Annotated in this window: 16 protein-coding genes; 14 read left to right on the top strand and 2 right to left on the bottom strand. The window is 68.8% G+C overall.

Features of this window, described 5'->3' with window-relative positions; translation table 11 throughout:
• The 6 genes from L8H00_RS12055 (at window position 1) to L8H00_RS12030 (ending at window position 5,323) form a co-directional block, all read left to right on the top strand.
• Window positions 1-879: an alpha/beta hydrolase gene (locus tag L8H00_RS12055; RefSeq protein WP_242097590.1), complete on the top strand. Its 879-nt coding sequence runs from the start codon at window positions 1-3 to the stop codon at window positions 877-879.
• A gap of 34 nt (window positions 880-913) precedes the next feature.
• Window positions 914-2,020: a glycosidase gene (locus tag L8H00_RS12050; protein WP_242097589.1), complete on the top strand. Its 1,107-nt coding sequence runs from the start codon at window positions 914-916 to the stop codon at window positions 2,018-2,020.
• Window positions 2,021-2,086: 66 nt separating this feature from the next.
• Window positions 2,087-3,217: a glycosyltransferase family 4 protein gene (locus tag L8H00_RS12045; RefSeq protein WP_242097588.1), complete on the top strand. Its 1,131-nt coding sequence runs from the start codon at window positions 2,087-2,089 to the stop codon at window positions 3,215-3,217.
• Window positions 3,218-3,283: 66 nt separating this feature from the next.
• Window positions 3,284-4,687 carry a nitronate monooxygenase gene (locus L8H00_RS12040; protein ID WP_242097587.1) on the top strand — a complete coding sequence of 468 codons (1,404 nt, stop codon included), beginning with the start codon at window positions 3,284-3,286 and terminating at the stop codon, window positions 4,685-4,687.
• Between the two features lie 75 nt (window positions 4,688-4,762).
• The gene (locus L8H00_RS12035) at window positions 4,763-4,996 is read left to right on the top strand and encodes an addiction module antitoxin (RefSeq protein WP_242097672.1); all 234 of its coding nucleotides are present in this window, start codon (window positions 4,763-4,765) and stop codon (window positions 4,994-4,996) included.
• An 87-nt stretch (window positions 4,997-5,083) separates the two neighbouring features.
• A complete protein-coding gene (locus L8H00_RS12030; protein WP_242097586.1) occupies window positions 5,084-5,323 on the top strand; it encodes a type II toxin-antitoxin system RelE/ParE family toxin in 240 nt (79 codons plus the stop codon).
• 4 nt (window positions 5,324-5,327) lie between these two features.
• On the opposite strand, the gene L8H00_RS12025 is transcribed toward L8H00_RS12030, so the two are convergent.
• Window positions 5,328-6,338 carry a D-glycerate dehydrogenase gene (locus L8H00_RS12025; RefSeq protein ID WP_242097585.1) on the bottom strand — a complete coding sequence of 337 codons (1,011 nt, stop codon included), beginning with the start codon at window positions 6,336-6,338 and terminating at the stop codon, window positions 5,328-5,330.
• A gap of 97 nt (window positions 6,339-6,435) precedes the next feature.
• On the opposite strand from L8H00_RS12025, the gene L8H00_RS12020 reads away from it, so the two are divergent.
• Window positions 6,436-6,927: an SH3 domain-containing protein gene (locus tag L8H00_RS12020; protein ID WP_242097584.1), complete on the top strand. Its 492-nt coding sequence runs from the start codon at window positions 6,436-6,438 to the stop codon at window positions 6,925-6,927.
• Window positions 6,928-6,962: 35 nt separating this feature from the next.
• Here L8H00_RS12020 and L8H00_RS12015 read toward each other — a convergent pair whose 3' ends face one another.
• Entirely contained in the window at window positions 6,963-8,150 is a 1,188-nt protein-coding gene (locus tag L8H00_RS12015) for an acetyl-CoA C-acyltransferase (protein WP_242097583.1), read from the bottom strand.
• Between the two features lie 98 nt (window positions 8,151-8,248).
• Here L8H00_RS12015 and L8H00_RS12010 point away from each other — a divergent pair, with 98 nt between their 5' ends.
• The 7 genes from L8H00_RS12010 to L8H00_RS11980 all read left to right on the top strand — a co-directional run bounded on the left by L8H00_RS12010 (window position 8,249) and on the right by L8H00_RS11980 (window position 19,728).
• The gene (locus L8H00_RS12010) at window positions 8,249-8,500 is read left to right on the top strand and encodes a hypothetical protein (protein WP_242097582.1); all 252 of its coding nucleotides are present in this window, start codon (window positions 8,249-8,251) and stop codon (window positions 8,498-8,500) included.
• A complete protein-coding gene (locus L8H00_RS12005; RefSeq protein ID WP_347340730.1) occupies window positions 8,496-9,248 on the top strand; it encodes an A24 family peptidase in 753 nt (250 codons plus the stop codon). Before L8H00_RS12010 ends, L8H00_RS12005 begins: the two co-directional genes overlap by 5 nt.
• On the top strand, window positions 9,245-9,655 hold the full coding sequence (locus L8H00_RS12000) for a hypothetical protein (protein ID WP_242097581.1): 411 nt from the start codon (window positions 9,245-9,247) through the stop codon (window positions 9,653-9,655). The genes L8H00_RS12005 and L8H00_RS12000 overlap by 4 nt, the downstream gene beginning before the upstream one ends.
• Window positions 9,656-9,669: 14 nt before the next feature.
• Complete coding sequence (locus L8H00_RS11995; RefSeq protein WP_242097580.1) at window positions 9,670-11,079, top strand: coniferyl aldehyde dehydrogenase; 1,410 nt, start codon at window positions 9,670-9,672, stop codon at window positions 11,077-11,079.
• 82 nt (window positions 11,080-11,161) lie between these two features.
• On the top strand, window positions 11,162-13,228 hold the full coding sequence (locus tag L8H00_RS11990; protein ID WP_242097579.1) for a malate synthase G: 2,067 nt from the start codon (window positions 11,162-11,164) through the stop codon (window positions 13,226-13,228).
• A 96-nt stretch (window positions 13,229-13,324) separates the two neighbouring features.
• Window positions 13,325-15,499: a BamA/TamA family outer membrane protein gene (locus L8H00_RS11985; RefSeq protein ID WP_242097578.1), complete on the top strand. Its 2,175-nt coding sequence runs from the start codon at window positions 13,325-13,327 to the stop codon at window positions 15,497-15,499.
• Window positions 15,499-19,728: a translocation/assembly module TamB domain-containing protein gene (locus L8H00_RS11980; protein ID WP_242097577.1), complete on the top strand. Its 4,230-nt coding sequence runs from the start codon at window positions 15,499-15,501 to the stop codon at window positions 19,726-19,728. The genes L8H00_RS11985 and L8H00_RS11980 overlap by 1 nt, the downstream gene beginning before the upstream one ends.
• Window positions 19,729-19,761 lie beyond the last annotated feature (33 nt).

Here is a 19,761-nt window from a genome sequence, read left to right as displayed (position 1 = left end):
ATGGCCGCCTATGAGAATCGCTATTGGTGGTCCGTCGACGGTTTGCGGCTCCACGCGCGCGACTATCCGGGCGGCCGCGAAGGCCAGCCGCCGATCCTGTGCATGCCGGGCCTGACGCGCAACGCGCGCGACTTCGATGCGCTGGCGGCGCGGCTCGCGGGGGCGTGGCGGGTGATCGCGGTCGATTTCCGCGGGCGCGCCGAAAGCGCCTATGCCAAGGACCCGATGACCTATGTTCCGCTCAGCTACGTGCAGGACATGGAGGCGCTGCTCGCGACGCTGTCGATCGACCGCTATGTCGCGTTCGGCACGTCGCTCGGGGGAATCGTCGCGATGCTGCTGGCGGGGGCGGGGCGCGCCAGCGTCGCGGGCGCGCTGCTGAACGATGTCGGGCCGGACATCGAGCCCCGCGGACTCGCCCGGATCCGCGGCTATGTCGGCAAGGGCAGCGTCTTTCCGACCTGGATGCACGCCGCGCGCAGCATCGCCGACACCAATGCCGACATCTATCCGGATTGGGAGATCGAGGATTGGCTGGCGATGGCCAAGCGGCTCTATCGGCTGAACAGCGCTGGGCGGATCGTGCTCGATTACGACCTGAAGATCGCCGAGCCGTTCCGCGTGCCGGGTGCCGAGACGGGGCCGGACATGTGGGCCGCGCTCTCCAGCCTGCGCGACGTGCCGACCCTGGTGGTGCGCGGCGGGCGGTCCGACCTGTTGTCGGCGGCCACCGCCGAGCGGATGGTGGCGGCGCTCGACCGCGCGGAATTGGCGACCGTGCCGGGCGTGGGCCATGCGCCGACGCTCGTCGAAGTGGCGCTGCACGATCCGATCGATCGCCTGCTCGCGCGGGTGATGCAGGAACCCGTGCCGGCCTGACGCGTCTGCTGGCATTCAATACGGGAGACCGATCGTGCTCGACCATCTGGTGTTCACCCCCGACGACGTCGATCTGTCGCGCTCGCCGCTGGCGGGGCGGATCGATGCCGAAACCTATACGCTGGGCGCGTTCAATCCGGGGCTGACCCGGCTGCCGAGCGGCAATCTGCTGATGATGGTGCGCGTGGCCGAGGCGCTGAAGACGCCGATCCGCGACGGCCATGTCCATGCGATCCGCTGGGTCGATGGCGGCTATGTGCTCGATCCCTGGCCGCTCGGGATGGTCGACACCAACGATCCGCGCAAGTTCGAGATGACGAGCAGCGGCTGGCGCGTGCTGGGGCTGACGAGCATGTCGTGGCTGCTGCCCGTCGAACTCGATCCCGAGGGGCGCCGCGTCGAGGCGGTGCATTATGACCGCGCGATCGCGCCGCGCGCCTCCTACCAATGCTATGGCGTGGAGGATGCGCGGATCAGCCGGGTGGACGGCCGCTATCTGATGACCACCTGTTCGGTCAGCCCCGAGCGCCATTGCACCACGCTCGATACGTCGGCGGACGGGCTAGACTGGCATCTGGACGGCATCGTGCTCGATCACCAGAACAAGGACATGCTGATCTTCGAAGGGAAGATCGACGGCCGCTACTGGGCGCAGACGCGGCCGCTGGGCGAGGTGTGGTTCGCCTATCCGCCGGGCAGCGAATGGCGCGCGGGGCCCTCGATCAACCTGGCGACCTCGCCCGATGCGCTCCACTGGAAGCCGAACGAGGCGCCGGGCATCCGCCCGCACGCCGCCACCGTCGCCACCGCGCGGATGGGGGGCGGGGCGCCGCCGATCCTGACGGATGCGGGATGGCTGACATTGTGGCACGGCGTCGAACCCTCCGGCCTCGTCGGCATCTATCGCACCTATTGGACGCTGCTCGACCGCGACGATCCGAGCAAGGTGATCCGCACCGACCACGCCCCGCTGATCGAACCCGCCCCCGCGCTGACCGAGGCGCTGAAGCACCAGATGTATGTCGAGAACGTCGTCTTCACGACGGGCATCGCGGACGGTGGCGACCATTATGTGGTCGCGAGCGGCGAGGCGGATCTCGCCTGCCGGATCACGCATGTGCCCAAGAGCGCCTTCGCCTGACCGTTCCCGGTTTTCGCGCGGGAGCGCTGGCTTGAAACGAGGCCTGCGAAACGGCATGCCGCTGCCATGCCGGTGAACATCCTCCATCTCCATTCCTCCTTCGATCTGGGCGGCAAGGAGGCGCGGGCGGTGCGGCTGATGAACGCGTTCGGCAGCGCCGCGCGGCACACCATCGTCTCGGGCATGCCCGAACAGACCAGCGCACGCGACGCGGTCGCTACGGGCATCGATTACGAGATCGCGCAAGACGCGCCGTCGCTCACCGGGCGGCCGTCGGTCGCGCGCTACGAGGCACTCGCGCGCTATATGCGGCGGTTCGATCTGGTGCTCACCTACAATTGGGGCGCGATCGACGGGGTGATGGCGCGCCGCGTGTTCGGCAAGGGCGCGCCGCCGCTGGTGCATCACGAGGACGGGTTCAACGCCGACGAAGCGGGTGGGCCGAAGCGCGAACGCAACGTCTATCGCCGGATCGCGCTGGGCGCCGCGGCGGCGCTGGTCGTGCCCTCGGAGACGCTGGAGCGGATCGCGCTGGAGTCGTGGAAACAGCCGGCGGCGAAAATCCACCGCATCGCCAACGGCATCGACGTCGCGGCCTATGCGCGCAAGCCCCGGCGCGGCGCGATCCCTGGCTTCGTCCCCGATCCCAAGACGGTGACGATCGGCGCGCTGGCCGGCTTGCGCGCGGTGAAGGATCTGGCGGCGCTCGTCCGCGCGGTGGGCGGCCTGTCGGGCAAGGTGCGACTGGTGATCGTGGGCGAGGGGCCCGAACGCGCGCGGATCGCGCAGGCCGCCGCCGCGATGGGGATCGCCGACCGGCTGACGATGCCGGGCTTCCTGCCCGATCCGCACGCCTATGTCGGGCTGTTCGACATCCTCGCGCTATCGTCGCGCAGCGAACAGATGCCGATCTCGGTGATCGAGGGCATGGCCGCCGGCCTGCCGGTCGCGAGCTATGCGGTGGGCGACGTGGCGGCCATGGTGTCGGTCGAGAACGCGCCGTTCATCGTGCGCGAACAGGACGAGGTGGGCCTGCGCGACGTGCTCCAGCCGCTCGTCGGCGATGCGGCGTTGCGCGCCCGGATCGGCGCCGCGAACCGCGCGAAGGCCGCGGCCGCGTTCGACGAGGCGCGGATGATCGCCACCTATCGCGCGCTGTACGAAGAGGCGCTGGGACGGGCGGGGGCGCTCGGCTGAATCGCAATTCGCTCGCGTTGGTGCGTCCGCGCGCTATATCGGCCGTATATGTCTTCGGAGGTACGCGTGTTCAAAGGCCTGAAGCCCATCGTCTATAACGGCCGCGAAGTCTGGCCGCTGGTGGAAGGTGGCAAGGGGGTCGCCGCGACCAATCATGCGTCCGCGGGCGCGTGGGCGGCGGCGGGCGGGATCGGCACGGTCTCGGCGGTCAATGCCGACAGCTACGATCCCGAGGGCAAGATCATCCCCCAGATCTACCGCGCGCTGACGCGCCGCGACCGGCACGAGGAGCTGATCCAGTACGCGATCGACGGCGCGGTGGAGCAGGTCCGCCGGGCGTTCGATATCGCCGGTGGCAAGGGCGCGATCAACATCAACGTGCTGTGGGAAATGGGCGGCGCGCAGCGCGTGCTGCAGGGCGTGCTGGAGCGGACCAAGGGTCTGGTGGCGGGCGTCACCTGCGGCGCGGGCATGCCCTACAAGCTGTCCGAGATCGCTGCGTCGCACCATGTGAGTTATCTGCCGATCGTCAGTTCGGGCCGCGCTTTTCGCGCGCTGTGGAAGCGCGCCTATTCGAAGGCGGCGGAGTGGCTGGCGGCGGTGGTTTATGAGGATCCCTGGCTGGCAGGCGGGCATAACGGCCTGTCCAATGCCGAGGACCCGCTAAAGCCGCAGGATCCCTATCCGCGCGTGAAGGACCTGCGCGATACGATGCGCGAGGGCGGAATTTCCGACGACGTGCCGATCGTGATGGCGGGCGGCGTCTGGTATCTGCGCGACTGGAACGACTGGATCGACAACCCCGAATTGGGCGCGATCGCCTTCCAATATGGCACGCGCCCGCTGCTCACGATGGAAAGCCCGATCCCGGAGGGTTGGAAGAGCAAGTTGATGGAGATCGAGGAGGGCGATGTGCTGCTCCACCGCTTCTCGCCGACCGGCTTCTATTCCTCCGCGGTGCGCAACCCGTTCCTGCGCGCGCTCGAGGCCCGGTCCGAGCGGCAGATCGCCTTCTCCACGCAGGAGGCGGGCGACCATGTGTTCCAGCTCGACGTGGGCGTGAAAGGCAAGAATTTCTGGGTGACCCGCAATGATCTGCTGCGTGCGCGCGGCTGGTTCGGTGAGGGCCATACCGATGCGCTGAAGACGCCGGACAACACGCTCGTCTTCGTGAGCCCTACCGAAAAGGGCGAGATTCGCAAGGATCAGGCCGATTGCATGGGCTGCCTCAGCCAGTGCAGCTTTTCGAGCTGGGCGGATACCGAGACCAACTCGACCGGGCGCCTGGCCGATCCGCGCAGCTTCTGCATACAAAAGACGCTGCAGGACATCGCGCATGGCGGAGATACCGATCGTAACCTGATGTTCGCCGGCCATGCCGCCTATAATTTCAAGCGCGATCCCTTCTATTCCAACGGCTTCGTGCCGAGCGTGAAGCAATTGGTCGATCGCATCCTGACGGGGGATTGAGCGGCGGATGCACGTTCGATTCGTCCCCATTATCTTCAAGGATGTGGACGGAAGGGAGTGAGCCATGCCTCGACGATGACGTTGAACGTGCGCATATCGGGTGCGCTGGGCGATCAGGTCGCGGCTAATGTGGGTGAGGATGGGCCGTACGAGAATGTCAGCGAATATGTCCGCGACCTGATTCGCCGCGATCGCCAACGCGTCGATGAAGAGCGGTTCCAGATCCTCAAGGCCGAACTGAAACGCGCCTTTACGGCACCCATAGTGAGTTTCGCGAATCCACGCCGGAGCATGTCTTTGCCCCGATAGCGGCCCGCGACGCCCGATGAGGCTATACCGGCTGCTTGGTTCGGCCGAGGAACAGATCGACGACATCTTGCTCTATTCGCGCGCGCGATGGGGCGAGCACCGGCACGGGCCTATATCGAAGCGCTCTATGTCGAGTTCGACGCCATCGCCGCACGCCGAAGGCCTCGGCGCCAATTGCCCGCCGCTTTCGAGATCGACGGATATTTCAGGCCCTATGAGCGGCACTTCATCTATTGGCGTGTGTTGGACGACACCATGATCGGTGTCGTGGTGTTTCTTCACGAACGCATGCAGCAGGTCGATCGGCTTCGCGAAGTCCTCGGCTGACCCGTCAGGCCCAACCTTCCAGCACCTGATCCGGCGGGCGGTGGCCATCGGCCCAGATGCGGATGTTCTGGATGACCTTGTCGCCGCTCGCCAGCCGACCCTCATAGGTGGCCGATCCCATATGCGGAGTCATCACCACGTTCGACAGCGCGAGCAGGCGCGGATCAATGCGGGGTTCGTGCGCCCATACGTCCAGTCCCGCGCCCGCGAGCGCGCCGCGTTCCAGTGCGTCGACCAGCGCGCCCTCGTCGACGATGCCGCCGCGCGAGGTGTTGATGACGAAGACATGGGGGCGCATCAGCGCGATCCGGCGACGGTCGATCAGGCCTTCGCTATCCGGATTGCGTGGGGTGTGGATCGTCAGGATGTCGATCGCGCCCAGCATGTCGTCGAGCGACGCATGCCAGATCGCGCCCAGTTGCGCCTCCAGCACGGCGGGCAGGCGGCGGCGGTTGTGGTAATGGATCGACAGGCCGAACGCGCGCGCGCGCTGCGCCACCGCCTGGCCGATCCGCCCCATGCCAACGATGCCGAGCGCCTTGCCGCCGATCCGGTGGCCGAGCATCCCGCCGGGCGACCAGCCCGTCCACGCGCCCGATCGCACCAGCTTCTCGCCCTCGGCCAGGCGGCGCGGCACCGAGACGATCAGCGCCATCGTCAGGTCGGCGGTGTCCTCGGTCAGCACGCCGGGCGTATTGGTGACGATGATCCCGCGCGCGCGCGCGGCCTTCAGCGCGATGTGGTTCACGCCCGCGCCGTAATTGGCGATCAGCCGCAGCCGATCGCCCGCGCCCGCGATCAGCGCCGCGTCGATCTCGTCGGTGACGGTGGGCACGAGCACGTCGCAATCGGCCATCGCGGCGGCGAGCGCGGCGCGGTCCATGGGCACGTCGGTGCGGTTGTTGGTCGTGTCGAACAGCGCCTCCATCCGGTCCATCGCCGCATCGGCCAGCTCGCGCGTGACGATCACGCGGGGATGGGGCACCTTGGGGCGGGACGGACGCGCATCGGGCATGGATCACGGCTTGGCGGAGGCGCAAGGTCGCGTCAACAACGCTTGAAGCGGGATGGGCACGGACGCTAGAGACCGACGCATCAAAGGAAATCCGGTCATGACGATCCGCCTCACCGCCGCGCTGACGCTCGCCTCGCTGTCGCTGCTCGCCGGGGTGGCGGACGCGGCCGACACCAAGCGCACCATGCCCTATTACGGCTCGATCGGCGCGGCGCGCGCGCGGATGCGCACCGGCCCGGCGCGCTCCTATCCTGCCAGCTGGCTGTACCAGCGGCCCGATCTGCCGGTGCGCGTGGTGGCGGCGTTCAAGGAATGGCGCAAGGTGGAGGATCCGGACGGCACGCAGGGCTGGATGCAGGCCAATCTGCTGCGCGACACGCGCACCGCCATCGTGCGCGGCACGCAGCCGATCCCGCTGCGCGAACGGCCCGCGGCGGGGGCGCGGCTCACCTGGCGCGCGGCGCCGGGCGTGGTCGGGCGGCTGAGCCAGTGCGGCAATGGCTGGTGTCGCTTCGACGTGCGCGGGCAGGCCGGCTATGCCGAGATTTCCGGGATCTGGGGCGTGGAGCCAACCGAAACGCTGCCCTGAACCGCCGGGGGAGTGCATCCCCCGGCATGGTTCGCTCAATGCATCAGTTCGACCGCCATGGCGGTCGCTTCGCCACCGCCGATGCACAGCGAGGCGAGGCCGCGGGTCTGCCCCGTCGTCTCCAGCGCGGAGAGCAGGGTGGCGAGGATCCGCGCGCCGCTGGCGCCGATCGGGTGGCCGAGCGCGCAGGCGCCGCCATGGATGTTCACCTTATCGTGCGGCAGGCTGAGGTCGCGCATCGCGATCATCGCCACCGCGGCGAACGCCTCGTTCACCTCGAACAGGTCGATATCCGCCGCGGACCAGCCGGCGCGTTCCATCGCCTTGCGCATCGCGAAGACGGGCGCGGTGGTGAACAGCGCCGGGCTGTGCGCGTGGGCGGCATGCGCCACGACCCGCGCGATCGGCGTGATGCCGAGCTTTTCCGCGACGCTCGCACGCGTCATCACCAGCGCGGCGGCGCCGTCCGAGATCGACGAGGCGTTGGCCGCGGTGATCGTACCGTCCTTCGAAAAGGCGGGCTTGAGCGTCGGGATCTTGGCGACGTCGCCCTTGGCGGGCTGTTCGTCGAGCGTCACGGTGTCGACGCCCTTGCGGCCCTTCACCTCGACGGGGACGATCTCGCGATCGAAGGCGCCGCTCTTTTGCGCACGCTGGGCGCGGTGCAGCGACTCGATCGCATAATCGTCCATCATCGCGCGGGTGAACTGATAGTCGGACGCGGTGTCCTCGGCGAAATTGCCCATCAGCTTGCCGGGTTCGTACGCGTCTTCGAGGCCGTCGAGATACATATGGTCGTACATCGTGTCATGGCCGATCCGTGCGCCGGCGCGGTGCTTCTTCGACAGGTAGGGCGCGTTGGTCATGCTCTCCATGCCGCCCGCCACCAGCAGATCGACCGAGCCGGCCGCCAGCGCATCGGCGGCGAGGATCGCGGCCTGCATGCCCGATCCGCACATCTTGTTGACGGTCGTGCCCTCGACATGATGGCCCAGGCCACCGAACACCGCCGCCTGTCGCGCGGGGGCCTGGCCCAGCCCGGCCGAGAGCACGTTGCCCATATAGATCCGCTCGATCGCATCGGCCGACACGCCCGAACGCTCCAGCGCGCCCTTCACCGCCGTAGCGCCCAGCTGAGTCGCGGCGGCACCGGCGAGGCTGCCCTGGAACGAGCCCATGGGCGTGCGGGCATAGGACAGGATGACGACGGGATCGGCGGCCATGGGAACTCTCCAGCTTTTATGTTGCAGTGCATCTAATGCGATCGGCGGCAATTATAAAGCGGTGGGACAAAGCGGCGGGGCGTGCGTAGGGGAGCGCCATGGATACGCTGGTCGTTGCTCTCAAATGGTTCGCCGCAGGCACGGGCATCGTCGCCGCCACGATCGTCGCCTGCGATATCGGCAAGCGGAACACCGGATGGGGCATGGTGCTGTTCTGCCTGTCGGCGGTGGCGTGGATCGCGGGCGGGGTGCTGACGCGCGATTGGGCGCTGGGCACGCAGAATGTCGTGCTGCTCGGCATCGATCTGATCGGCGTGTACCGCTACCTGGTGACGCCGCGCGGTGATTGATCCGCTTGTCCGGGGACTGGCACTGGGCGCGATCGGTGCGATTCTCGGCAGCTTCATGGCGACGCTCGTACTGCGCTGGAGCGAGGGCCGGTCGGTCATGCGCGGGCGATCCGCCTGCGACGGGTGCGGGCGGACGCTGCGCGCGCGCGATCTGGTGCCGATCGTCAGCGCCATGCTGCTGCGCGGTAGGTGTCGCGCGTGTGGCGGGCGGATCGATCCCTGGCATGGCCGGATCGAAGCGCTGGCCGGCCTGATCGGCCTGAGCGCCGGATTAGCGGCCGCGACGCCGGTGGCGCTGGCGGGTGCGGCGTTCGGGTGGCTGCTGCTGACGCTCGCCGCGCTCGATCTGCGGGCGCTGTGGCTGCCCGACCGGCTGACGGGCGCGCTCGCGATCGGCGGCGTCGCGACGGGGCTGCTGGGCATGGCGCCGGTGCTGGAGGATCGGATCGCCGGCGGCATCCTCGGCTATGCCACGCTGTGGGCGATCGCGCGCGGTTACCGGGCGTGGCGCGGCCGCGAGGGGATGGGCGGGGGCGATCCCAAGCTGCTCGGCGCGATCGGAGCGTGGCTCGGTTGGCGGATGCTGCCGGCGGTGCTGCTCGTCGCGTGCCTGGTCGGGCTGGGGGCCGTGCTCTTCGCCGCGCTGCGTGGACGGCCTATGGCGCGCGACACGCCGCTGCCGCTCGGCACGCTGCTCGGAATCGCGGCTTACCCGGCGTGGCTCGGCATGATAGTCCTCGCGTCATGATCGCCCTTCTGCTCGCGCTTCAGCTCGCTACCGCCGCTCCGCTTCCGCTGGGGGCGATCGGCAAGCAGGCGCTGCCGGCCAAGGGGTGCGCGGCGTTCCTCTGGAGCCCGGCGGATCGCACGCTGATCGCGATGGCGACGGCGGATCCTGCACGGTTGCGCCTGTCGATCGACGGCCGCGAGACCGACGTACCGCTCGTCGCCGCGCAGGGCCCGGGCGGCTTCGGCTTTTCGGGCAGCACGCAATATCGCGCCGGCGACGTGACCGCGACGCTCGACCTGACGATAGCCGAGCGGGCCGACCTGACCGCAGGCGCGGCGATCCCGAGCGCGACCTTGCGGCTCGAGCGGGTGGGCAAGGACATGGTGGTGATGCCGCTGGCCGGACTGATCGGGTGCACGGGCTGAGGGAGAACGAGACGATGGACGCGATCTTGGCGGCGCAGCGGGCCGCGTTCATGGCCGATCTTCCGGTGCCGTTGGCGTTGCGCAAGGATCGGCTGACGCGCGCGGCCGCGATGATCGCGGACCATGCCGACCGGTTCTGCGACGCGCTGTCGGAGGATTTCGGCCATCGCAGCCGCGACCAGTCGATGCTGACCGACATCGCCGCCTCGGTCGCCCCGCTGGTCCATGCGCGCAAGAGCCTCGATGGCTGGGCTAAGCGCGAGAAGCGGGCGGTCCAGTTCCCGCTCGGGCTGCTCGGCGCGCGGGCGTGGGTGGACTATCAGCCCAAGGGCGTTGTCGGGGTGATCGCTCCGTGGAATTTCCCGGTGCAGCTCGTGATGGCACCGCTGGCGGGGATCCTCGCGGCAGGCAACCGCGCGATGGTGAAGACGAGCGAATATACGCCGGCCACCGCCGCCCTGTTCGAGGAGATCGTCGGCGCCTATTTCGCGCCCGACGAGCTCGCCTTCGTCAGCGGCGGTCCGGCGGTGGGCGAGGCGTTCGCCAGGTTGCCGTTCGACCATCTGCTCTTCACCGGCGCGACCGGCATCGGCCGGCACATCCTCCACGCAGCGGCCGACAATCTGACGCCGGTGACGCTGGAACTCGGCGGCAAGTCGCCGGTGATCGTCGGCCGCGGCGCCGATATCGCGCGCGCCACCGAACGCGTGGCGCTGGGCAAGATGATGAACGCCGGCCAGATCTGCCTCGCGCCCGACTATATGCTGGTGCCCGCCGCCGACGAGGCGCGCGTCGTGCAGGGGCTCGTCGCGGCGGCGTCCGCCATGTACCCGAGCGTGCTGACCAATCCGGATTACACCGCGATCGTCAGCGACCGGCATCACCAGCGGCTGACCGAATGGATCGCCGACGCGCGCGACAAGGGCGCGCACGTCACCGTGGTGAATCCGGCGAACGAGGATGCCGGATCGGCGAACGGTCGCAGGATGCCGCTGCACATCGTGACCGGCGTGACGGATCAGATGACGCTGATGCAGGAGGAGATCTTCGGGCCGGTGCTGCCGATCGTTTCCTATGACGGCATCGACGACGCGATCGCGCAGGTGAACCGGCGCGACCGGCCGCTCGCGCTCTACCATTTCGGCCCCGACGCCGCCGAGCGGGCGCGGGTGATGGAGCGGACCATCTCGGGCGGGGTGACGCTCGACGACGTGATCTTCCACGTCTCGCAGGAAGATCTGCCGTTTGGCGGCGTCGGGCCGTCGGGCATGGGCGCCTATCACGGGCGCGACGGCTTCCGCACGTTCAGCCATGCGCGCGCGGTGTTTCGCCAGTCGCGCTTCGACGTGGGCAAGCTCGCCGGGCTGAAGCCGCCCTATGGCGCGGCGACGCGACGGGCGATCGGCATGCAGATGAAGCGATGACTTGAACCGCGCCCGCCGGCTCTTTAGGGCCGGGCGTCCTCCCCAGGCATATCGATCCGCAACCCGCATCCAAGGATTCCATATGCTCGACCGCGCTGGCCTCTCGGTGGCCGAACCGCTTGCCGCCTTTGTCGAAGCGCGCGTGCTCGCGCCGCTCGGGATCGATCCTGCCGGCTGGTGGCAGGGCGTGGCGGGGATCTTCGCGCGCTTCGCCCCCGAAAACGCGGCGCTGCTTGCCCGGCGCGATGCGCTGCAGGCCATGATCGACACGCGCTACGATGCGGGCGAGCCGGTGGACGCGGCGTTCCTGCGCGCGATCGGCTATCTGGTGCCAGAGCCGGCGCCGTTCGCGATCGGCACGACGGGCGTTGATGCCGAGATCGCGACGATGGCCGGGCCGCAGCTCGTCGTCCCCTCGCTCAACGCGCGCTTCGTGCTGAACGCGGCGAATGCGCGCTGGGGCAGCCTTTACGACGCGCTCTACGGCACCGACGCGCTGCCGGGCACCGCGGCGCCGTGCGGCTATGACGCGGTGCGCGGCGCGCAGGTGATCGCCGCGGCCAAGGCGTTCCTCGACGCGGCGGTGCCCCTGGCCGAGGGGCGCTGGGCCGAACTGGCCGGCGATCCGGTGCTGCGCGATCCCGGCCAGTTCTTGGGTCGGAACGGGCGGGACTGGCTGTTCGTCCATCACGGGCTGCATGTCGTGGTGGTGATCGACCCCGATCATCCGATCGGGCGCGGCGATCCGGCGCATATCGCCGATGTCGTGCTCGAATCGGCGCTGACGACGATCGTCGATCTGGAGGATTCGGTCGCCGCGGTGGATGCCGACGACAAGGTGGCCGCCTATGCCAACTGGCTGGGGCTAATGGACGGCACGCTGTCCGAGACGTTCGAAAAGGGCGGCGCGACGGTCACGCGCACGCTCGCGCCCGATCGCTGCTACGACACCGAGACGGAGATGCTGACGCTGCCGGGGCGCAGCCTGTTGTTCGTGCGCAACGTCGGTCATCTGATGACGACGCCGGCGGTGCGGCTGGCGGACGGCGCCGAGGCGCCCGAGGGCATCCTCGATGCGATCATGACCGCCACGATCGGTACGATCGACCTCCGGTGCCTGGGCCGTTACCGCAACAGCCGCACCGGCGCGATCTACATCGTGAAGCCCAAGATGCACGGGCCCGACGAATGCGCCTTCACCGACCGGCTGTTCGATGCGGTGGAGGATATTCTGGGTCTCGCGCGGCACACGATCAAGGTGGGCGTGATGGACGAGGAACGGCGCACCTCGGCCAATCTCGCCGCGTGCATCCATGCGGTGCGCGACCGGATCTGCTTCATCAACACCGGATTCCTCGATCGCACCGGCGACGAGATTCACACCGCGATGCGCGCCGGGCCGATGATCCCCAAGGCCGAGATGAAGACCACCGGCTGGATCAAGGCCTATGAGGATCGCAACGTCCGGATCGGCCTCGCGCACGGCCTTTCGGGGAAGGCGCAGATCGGCAAGGGAATGTGGGCGGCGCCCGACCGGATGGCGGACATGATGGCGCAGAAGCGTGCGCATCCGGCGGTGGGCGCGAACACCGCCTGGGTGCCGTCGCCCACCGCTGCCACGCTTCACGCGATGCATTATCACGAAATCGACGTGTTCGATCGCCAGCGCCGGATCGCCGACGAGGCGATCCCGCCGGTGGAGGCGCTGCTGGAGGTGCCGCTGGCGGCCGGGCGCAACTGGACGCCCGACGAGGTCGCGCGCGAGCTGGACAACAACGCGCAAGGCATCCTCGGCTACGTGGTGCGCTGGATCGACCAGGGCATCGGCTGTTCCAAGGTGCCCGATATCGACGATGTCGGGCTGATGGAGGATCGCGCGACGCTGCGCATCTCGTCGCAGCATATCGCCAACTGGCTGCTCCATGGCGTCGCCACGCCCGCCGATGTGGATGCCGCGCTCCAGCGGATGGCGGTGAAGGTGGACGCGCAGAATGCCGGCGATGCGCTCTACCGGCCGATGGCGCATCATCCCGAAGCGCCGGCCTATGCCGCGGCCCGCGCGCTGGTGTTCGAAGGGACGGCGCAGCCGAACGGCTATACCGAGCCGCTGCTCCACGCCTTCCGCACGCGGGCGAAGTTGCGAGGATGAAAAACAATGGCCGTTCGCGGAAACCTTTCACCCTCCGCGCGTTGCGTTTCGGTCGGAGGTGAGTCGAATACGGCCGCTTCTTTTAAGGGGGTAAGCTTGCGCGTCAGTTCGATCGGCAGACATCATTGGCTCGCCCTCGCGCTGATCGCCGCCGCCCCTGCATCCGGCCAATTGTCGAAACCCGGCACCGCTCCCGCCAAGGGTCCCGACGCGCCGCGCCCCGATAGCGGCAAGGCGGCCGACGCGAACGCGGCGAGCGCGTCCTCCAGCGACGCGCCGATCGTGCCGGAGGCCGAATTCGATGCGGCGCTGCCGCCACTCTCCGGCGACATCAACGCGCCGCTCGAACCGATGCGCGCGGGGACGCCCTCGGCGGGAACGTCCGCGACGGTCGCGCTTACGGGTGCGCCGGCGGGGCAGGTGTTGGCGCCGACCGGCCCGGAGGATCCGCAGCTGGCCCAGCCGCTGGTGCCGTTGGTCAATTTCGACGCCACGCCGCTTGACACCGCTGCGGACCTGAAGGGCAAGGACGCCCCGCAGATCCACTACGAGACCGAGGTGAAGGGGCTGGACAAGCTCGACCTCGACGCGCGGTTCAAGGCATTGTCAGCCCTGCGTCAGGGCGGCGGCAAGGCGGCGAACGCCACGCAGGTGTCGGCCCGCGCCCGTGAGGACGAGGCGCTCGCGGTGCGGCTGATGAAGTCGCTCGGCTATTATGACGCGTCCGCCGTCTCCAGCGTGGCGACGATCCCGGGCGATCCCGGACGCCTGCGTGCGACGGTGAGCGCGCAGCCCGGGCGGCTCTACACGCTGTCGTCGATCACGGTCGATGCGCAGCCGACGCTGCCCGCCGGGCTCGTCCGCAAGGAATTGCCGCTGAAGGTAGGCGATCCGATCCAGGCCGGTCGCATCCAGGGTGCCGAGGCGAATGTCAGCCTGACGCTGCCGCAGCAGGGCTATCCCTTCGTCAAGGTGGGGGACCGCGACATATTGCTGGACGATCAGAGCCCCAAGGCCACCGGCGCCTATACCTTGCCCGTCGACACCGGCCCGCGCGCGTCGTTCGGCAAGCTGGTCACGACCGGCGATCCCGTGTTCGGGCTCGATCATCTGAACGTCTTCCCCCGCTTCGAGCCGGGGCAACTCTATGATTCGCGGCTGGTGGACGATCTGCGCGACGCGCTGGTCGCGACCAGCCTGTTCGGCACGCTGTCGGTCGAGCCGCAGCGCACCGGCCGGCTGAACCCCGACGGCACCGAGCAGGTCGATCTGCTGGTGCGGCAGAGCGAGGGGCGCGCGAAGTCGCTCGCGGGCACGGCGGGCTATTCGACGGGCGAGGGCTTCAAGGTCACCGGCTCCTACACCAACCGCAACGCCTTTCCCGAAGAGGGCGCGCTCATCGTCACCGCGACGGGCGGCACGCAGGAACAGGGCCTGTCGGGCACGTTCAAGCGCTCCAACGCGGGCAAGCGCGACCGCACCGTCACGCTGACGGCCGCGGCGGACCATTCGAGCTATGACGCGTTCAGCGCCAACACGCTGACGCTGTCGGGCCGGATCAGCTATGATTCCACGCCGATCTGGCAGAAGACCTTCACCTACAGCTATGGCTTCGAACTCGTCGGCACGAACGAGAGCGTCTATGATTTCGGCGTGGGCGACCGGGTGCGGCGCAACTATTTCATCGCCGCGCTGCCGGGGCAGGTGGTGTTCGACCGTTCGAACGATCTGCTGAACCCCACCAAGGGCTATCGCCTCAAGATCAACCTCAGCCCCGAGACGTCGGTGCAGGGATCGATCAGCCCCTATCTGCGCTCGATGCTGGAGGGGACGGTCTATTATCCTGCCAGTACCAGCCTGACGATCGCCGGCCGCGTGCGCGTCGGCTCGATCGACGGCGTGGCGCGCGACGATCTCGCGCCGTCGCGGCGTTATTATGGCGGCGGCGGTGGATCGGTGCGCGGCTATGGCTATCAGCGGCTCGGGCCGCTCGATGCGCAGGGCAACCCGGTGGGCGGCCGCTCGCTCAACGAATTCGCGGTGGAGGCGCGCTACCGCTTCGGCAATTTCGGTGTCGTGCCGTTCTTCGATGCTGGCCAGGCTTATGCGAGCAGCCTGCCCAAATTCTCCGCGCTGCAATATGGCGCGGGCATCGGCGGGCGCATCTACACCAATTTCGGGCCGCTGCGCGTCGATGTCGCGACGCCGCTGAACCCGCGGCCGGGTGACAGCAAGGTCGCCCTCTACATCTCGATCGGGCAGGCCTTCTGATGACGGACGAAGGCGAAGCGACCGCCACGGTGGCGACCACGACGCGGCCCTTGTGGCAGCGCATCCTGAAATGGCTGGCGTTCGCGCTGATCGGGCTGGTGGTGCTGGTGCTGGCGATCGTGCTCGGGATCAATACCGATCCCGGCCGCCGGTTCGTCGCGGACAAGCTCGGCGGCTACACCACCGCATCGGGGCTGAACATCAAGGTCGGGCGGATCGACGGATCGCTCTATGGCCATATGATCCTGTCCGACGTGCGCGTCGCCGATCCGACGGGCGTCTTCCTCACCGCGCCGCGGCTCGACGTCGACTGGCGTCCGTTCGCCTATGCGCAGAACCACATCGACGTGCGTTCGCTCGATGCCGCGTTGGTGACGCTCGCGCGCAGCCCCGCGCTCAAGGCGACGCCCAGCGACCCCAACGCGCCACTGCTTCCCGATCTCGATATCGACATCAATCGGCTGCGCATCGCGCGTTTCGTGATCGGGGCGCCGGTCACCGGCCAGGTTCATGTGCTGAGCCTCGACGGTGGCGCCCATATCGCCGACCGCCGCGCGCAGCTCACTGCCGCCGCGGTCGCGCTGAAGGGGCCGGGGGTCGCCGGCGGCGACCGCCTCGCGCTCAAGCTGGATGCCGTGCCCGATGCCAACCGGCTGGATCTCGATGCGAAGCTGACGGCGCCGGTTGGCGGCGTCGTCGCGGGGCTCGCCGGGCTGAAGGCGCCACTCGCCGTCTCGGTGGGCGGCAAGGGAACATGGGCTGGCTGGCAGGGGCGCGCGATCGCGACGCTTGGCGGCGGGCAGCTCGCGAACCTGGCCGTCGCATCGCGCTCCGGCCATATCGAGGTGCGCGGCACGACCAAGCCGGGGCTCTATCTCCAGGGTCCGGTCGAGCGGCTGACGAGCCCCGAAATGGCGGTCGCGATCGACACCACGCTCGACCAGCGGCGTGCCGATACGCGGATCAAGCTCAGCTCCAGCGCGCTGGCGGTGGATGCCGGCGGCCTGATCGACCTCGCGCGCAACCGGTTCGGCAATTTCGCGGTCGATGCGCGGCTGCTCACCCCCGGTGCGATCGCGCCCGCGCTCGCCGGGCGTGACGTCGCCGCGCGCGTGGTGCTCGACGGCGCCTTCGCCACGCCGACGGTGGACTATAAGATCCGCGCCGCCGCGCTCGGTTTTGCGGGCACCACCGTGGAGGATCTCTATGCCGAGGGGCTGGCGCGGGTCGATGCCAAGCGCATCCTCGTGCCCGTCAAGGCGCGCGCGCGCCGCGTGACCGGGCTGAACGCCGCGGCGGGCGGGCTGCTCAACAACCTCACCGTCAATGGCGACTTCGCGATCCAGGGCGTCAACGTCCTCTCGGACAATCTGCACGTCCGCTCGAGCAACATCGATGCGACCGCGATCGTCGTCGCGAACCTGTCGACCGGGCGCTACACCGGCGCGCTGAAGGGCCGGATCAACGATTACCGCATCGACGGCATCGGCATCGTCAACCTGACGACCGACGCCAATCTGGTGACGACCCCGGCCGGCTTCGGGATCAAGGGCCGGGTGGTCGCCACCACCGCGCGGATCTTCAACGACGGCGCGCGCAGCTTCCTCGGCGGCAACGCGGTGATGCGGGCGGACGTTGGCTATGCGCCGAACGGACTCATCACCTTCTCGAACCTGCGGATGAACGCGCCACAGTTCCGCGTGACGCGGGGCGAGGGGCGCTATGCGCCGAACGGGCAGTTGCTCGTTTCCGCCGATGCCTATTCGACGCAATATGGCCCGCTCACCGCGCGCGTCAGCGGGACGGTGAACGATCCGGTGGTGCTGCTGGAGGCCGCGCATCCGGGTGTGGGCATCGGGCTCGTCGGGCTGAAGGCGCGGATCGTCGGCCGTGGCGGCGCCTATGCCGTGCTCGCCAGCGGCGGGACGCAATATGGCCCGTTCACCGCGGACGTGCTCGTCCGCCCCGGCCGCGAGTTGGCGGTAGACATCCACCGCGTCGTGTTCGCGGGCATCGTCGCCACCGGCCGCGTGGTACAGACGGTGGCGGGTCCATTCGCGGGGCAGCTCCAGTTCGCCGGATCGGGGCTGAACGGCCAGGTCGCGCTCGGTGCGCAGGGCAAATATCAGCGGGCCGTCGTCAACGCGCGCGCGGACAATGCCAAGATCCCGGGACCGGTGGATTTCACCATCGGCCGCGCGATCGTGAACGCCACGGCGGTGCTCTATCCGACCGCGCCGCAAGTGGTGGCCGACGTCCAGGTCGGCGATCTGCGCTATGGCGCCACCGTGCTGTCGGCGGCGCGTGCGAAGGTAAACTATGTCGGCGGCCACGGCACCGCGCAGGCGCTGCTCACCGGCTCCAACGGCGTGCCCTTCCGGCTTGCCGCCAACGCCCAGCTTTCGCCGAGCGACTATCTCGTCGCGCTGCAGGGGCAGGCGAATGGCATCGCTTTCCACACCGGCAACCCCGCGCGAATTCATGCGACGAAGGGCGTCTATGCGCTGGCGCCGACACAGATCGCGTTCGGGCAGGGCAGCACCGGCGGCGCGTTGCGCCTGGCGGGGCGCTACGGTGCCGGGCTCGCGCTTCAGGCGCGGCTCGACCGGCTCGATCTGTCGATCGCCAACGCGCTCATCCCCAATCTCGGCATCGCCGGGCAGGCAACCGGCAGCCTCGACCTGACCCAGCCGAACAGCAGCGCGATCCCCAATGCCGATGCACGGCTGACGATCGCCAATTTCCAGCGCACCGGACTTGCCGCCGTGTCCGAACCCGTCGACATCGTGTTCGCCGGCAAGCTGCTGCCCGATGGCGGCGAGGCGCGCGCGATCGTCAAGCGCGGCGGCACGCCCGTCGGGCGGATGGTGGCGACGCTGCGGCCGTTGCCGCCGGGCGCCGGCTCCTGGTCGACGCGGCTGATGGCCGCGCCGCTCTCGGGCGGGATCCGCTACAACGGCCCCTCGGCGGTGCTGTTCAGCCTTGCCGCACTGCCCAACCAGCAAGTGTCCGGCCCGATCGCGATCGCCGCCGATTTCGGCGGCACCGTGACCGCGCCGCGTATCAATGGCCTGATCCGCGCCGACAACCTGACCTATGACAACGAGACCTATGGCACCCGCCTGTCGCAGATGAAGATCGCGGGCCGGTTCAACAACGACCGGCTCGAACTGACGAGCCTCAGCGCCCGTGCGGGCGACGGCACGGTCCAGGCGCAGGGCAGCGTGGGCCTCGCCGCCGACAGCGGCTATCCGATCGATCTGCGGGCGACGCTCGACAAGGCGCAACTGGCCAAGAGCGATGCGCTCGGCGCGACCGCCAGCGGGACCGTCCACCTGACCAACGGCAAGGATGGCGGCCTGATCCAGGGCGACATCACGGTGCCCAATGCACGCTACGAGATCATCCGCCAGGGCGCGGCCGAAGTGCCCGAACTGACGGGCGTGCGCCGCAAGAGCGACATGGTGCCGGGCCGACCGACCGACCGACCGAAGCCGGCGCCCACCGGACTGTTCAAGCTCGATCTCCATGTCCGCGCGGCCAACCAGCTCTTCGTCTCGGGCATGGGGCTCGAATCCGAATGGTCGATGAACCTGCGGATCGGCGGCACCAGCGCCGCGCCGGTCATCACCGGCGGCCTCGATCTTGTCCGCGGCACCTATTCCTTCTCGGGCAAGCGCTTCGACGTGACCAAGGGCGAGATCCGCTTCCGCGGCGGCGCCCTGACCGATCCGGATATCAACATCGTCGCCTCCACCACGACGAGCGACATCACCGTGACGATCAACATCACCGGCACGGGCGAGCATCCGCAGATCGCGTTCACCTCGACACCGACGCTGCCGCAGGACGAGGTGCTGAGCCGCCTGCTGTTCGGCACGTCACCGACGAACCTGTCCGCCACAGAAGCGATCCAGCTCGCCGCGGCGCTTAATTCGCTGCGGGGATCGAGCGGGGGCGGGCTCAACCCGCTCGGCAAGCTCCGCTCGGCCACCGGGTTCGACCGGCTGCGCATCCTCGGTGCGGACCAGGCGACGGGTCGCGGCACGTCGCTGGCGGCGGGCAAATATATCAGCAAGAACATCTATGTGGAGATCATCACCGATGCGCGCGGCTTCACCGCCACGCAGCTCCAGGTGTCGCTGTCCCGCGTGCTGAGCGTGTTGTCCTCCACCGGTTCGTTCGGCGGCAGCAACGTCTCGGTCAAATATTCGCGAGACTTCCGCTAGACCGCGCGATAGGCTGCCATCCACCGAATAGAA

Origin of the sequence: Sphingomonas sp. CROZ-RG-20F-R02-07 (assembly GCF_022662335.1) — a bacterium.
Classification (GTDB): Bacteria; Pseudomonadota; Alphaproteobacteria; order Sphingomonadales; family Sphingomonadaceae; genus Sphingomonas.
Note: the sequence above shows the minus strand (reverse complement) of the source record. Positions and strands in the feature narration are given on the sequence as shown.

Bases quoted from the DNA above. Each gene is read 5' to 3' on its own strand.
- L8H00_RS12010 (WP_242097582.1), top strand. From the start codon at position 8,249: ATGGATACGCTGGTCGTTGCTCTCAAATGGTTCGCCGCAGGCACGGGC.
- L8H00_RS11995 (WP_242097580.1), top strand. From the start codon at position 9,670: ATGGACGCGATCTTGGCGGCGCAGCGGGCCGCGTTCATGGCCGATCTT.
- L8H00_RS12030 (WP_242097586.1), top strand. From the start codon at position 5,084: ATGGGGCGAGCACCGGCACGGGCCTATATCGAAGCGCTCTATGTCGAG.
- L8H00_RS12000 (WP_242097581.1), top strand. From the start codon at position 9,245: ATGATCGCCCTTCTGCTCGCGCTTCAGCTCGCTACCGCCGCTCCGCTT.
- L8H00_RS11990 (WP_242097579.1), top strand. From the start codon at position 11,162: ATGCTCGACCGCGCTGGCCTCTCGGTGGCCGAACCGCTTGCCGCCTTT.
- L8H00_RS12045 (WP_242097588.1), top strand. From the start codon at position 2,087: ATGCCGGTGAACATCCTCCATCTCCATTCCTCCTTCGATCTGGGCGGC.
- L8H00_RS11980 (WP_242097577.1), top strand. From the start codon at position 15,499: ATGACGGACGAAGGCGAAGCGACCGCCACGGTGGCGACCACGACGCGG.
- L8H00_RS12020 (WP_242097584.1), top strand. From the start codon at position 6,436: ATGACGATCCGCCTCACCGCCGCGCTGACGCTCGCCTCGCTGTCGCTG.
- L8H00_RS12035 (WP_242097672.1), top strand. From the start codon at position 4,763: ATGACGTTGAACGTGCGCATATCGGGTGCGCTGGGCGATCAGGTCGCG.
- L8H00_RS12025 (WP_242097585.1), bottom strand. From the start codon at position 6,338: ATGCCCGATGCGCGTCCGTCCCGCCCCAAGGTGCCCCATCCCCGCGTG.
- L8H00_RS12055 (WP_242097590.1), top strand. From the start codon at position 1: ATGGCCGCCTATGAGAATCGCTATTGGTGGTCCGTCGACGGTTTGCGG.
- L8H00_RS12015 (WP_242097583.1), bottom strand. From the start codon at position 8,150: ATGGCCGCCGATCCCGTCGTCATCCTGTCCTATGCCCGCACGCCCATG.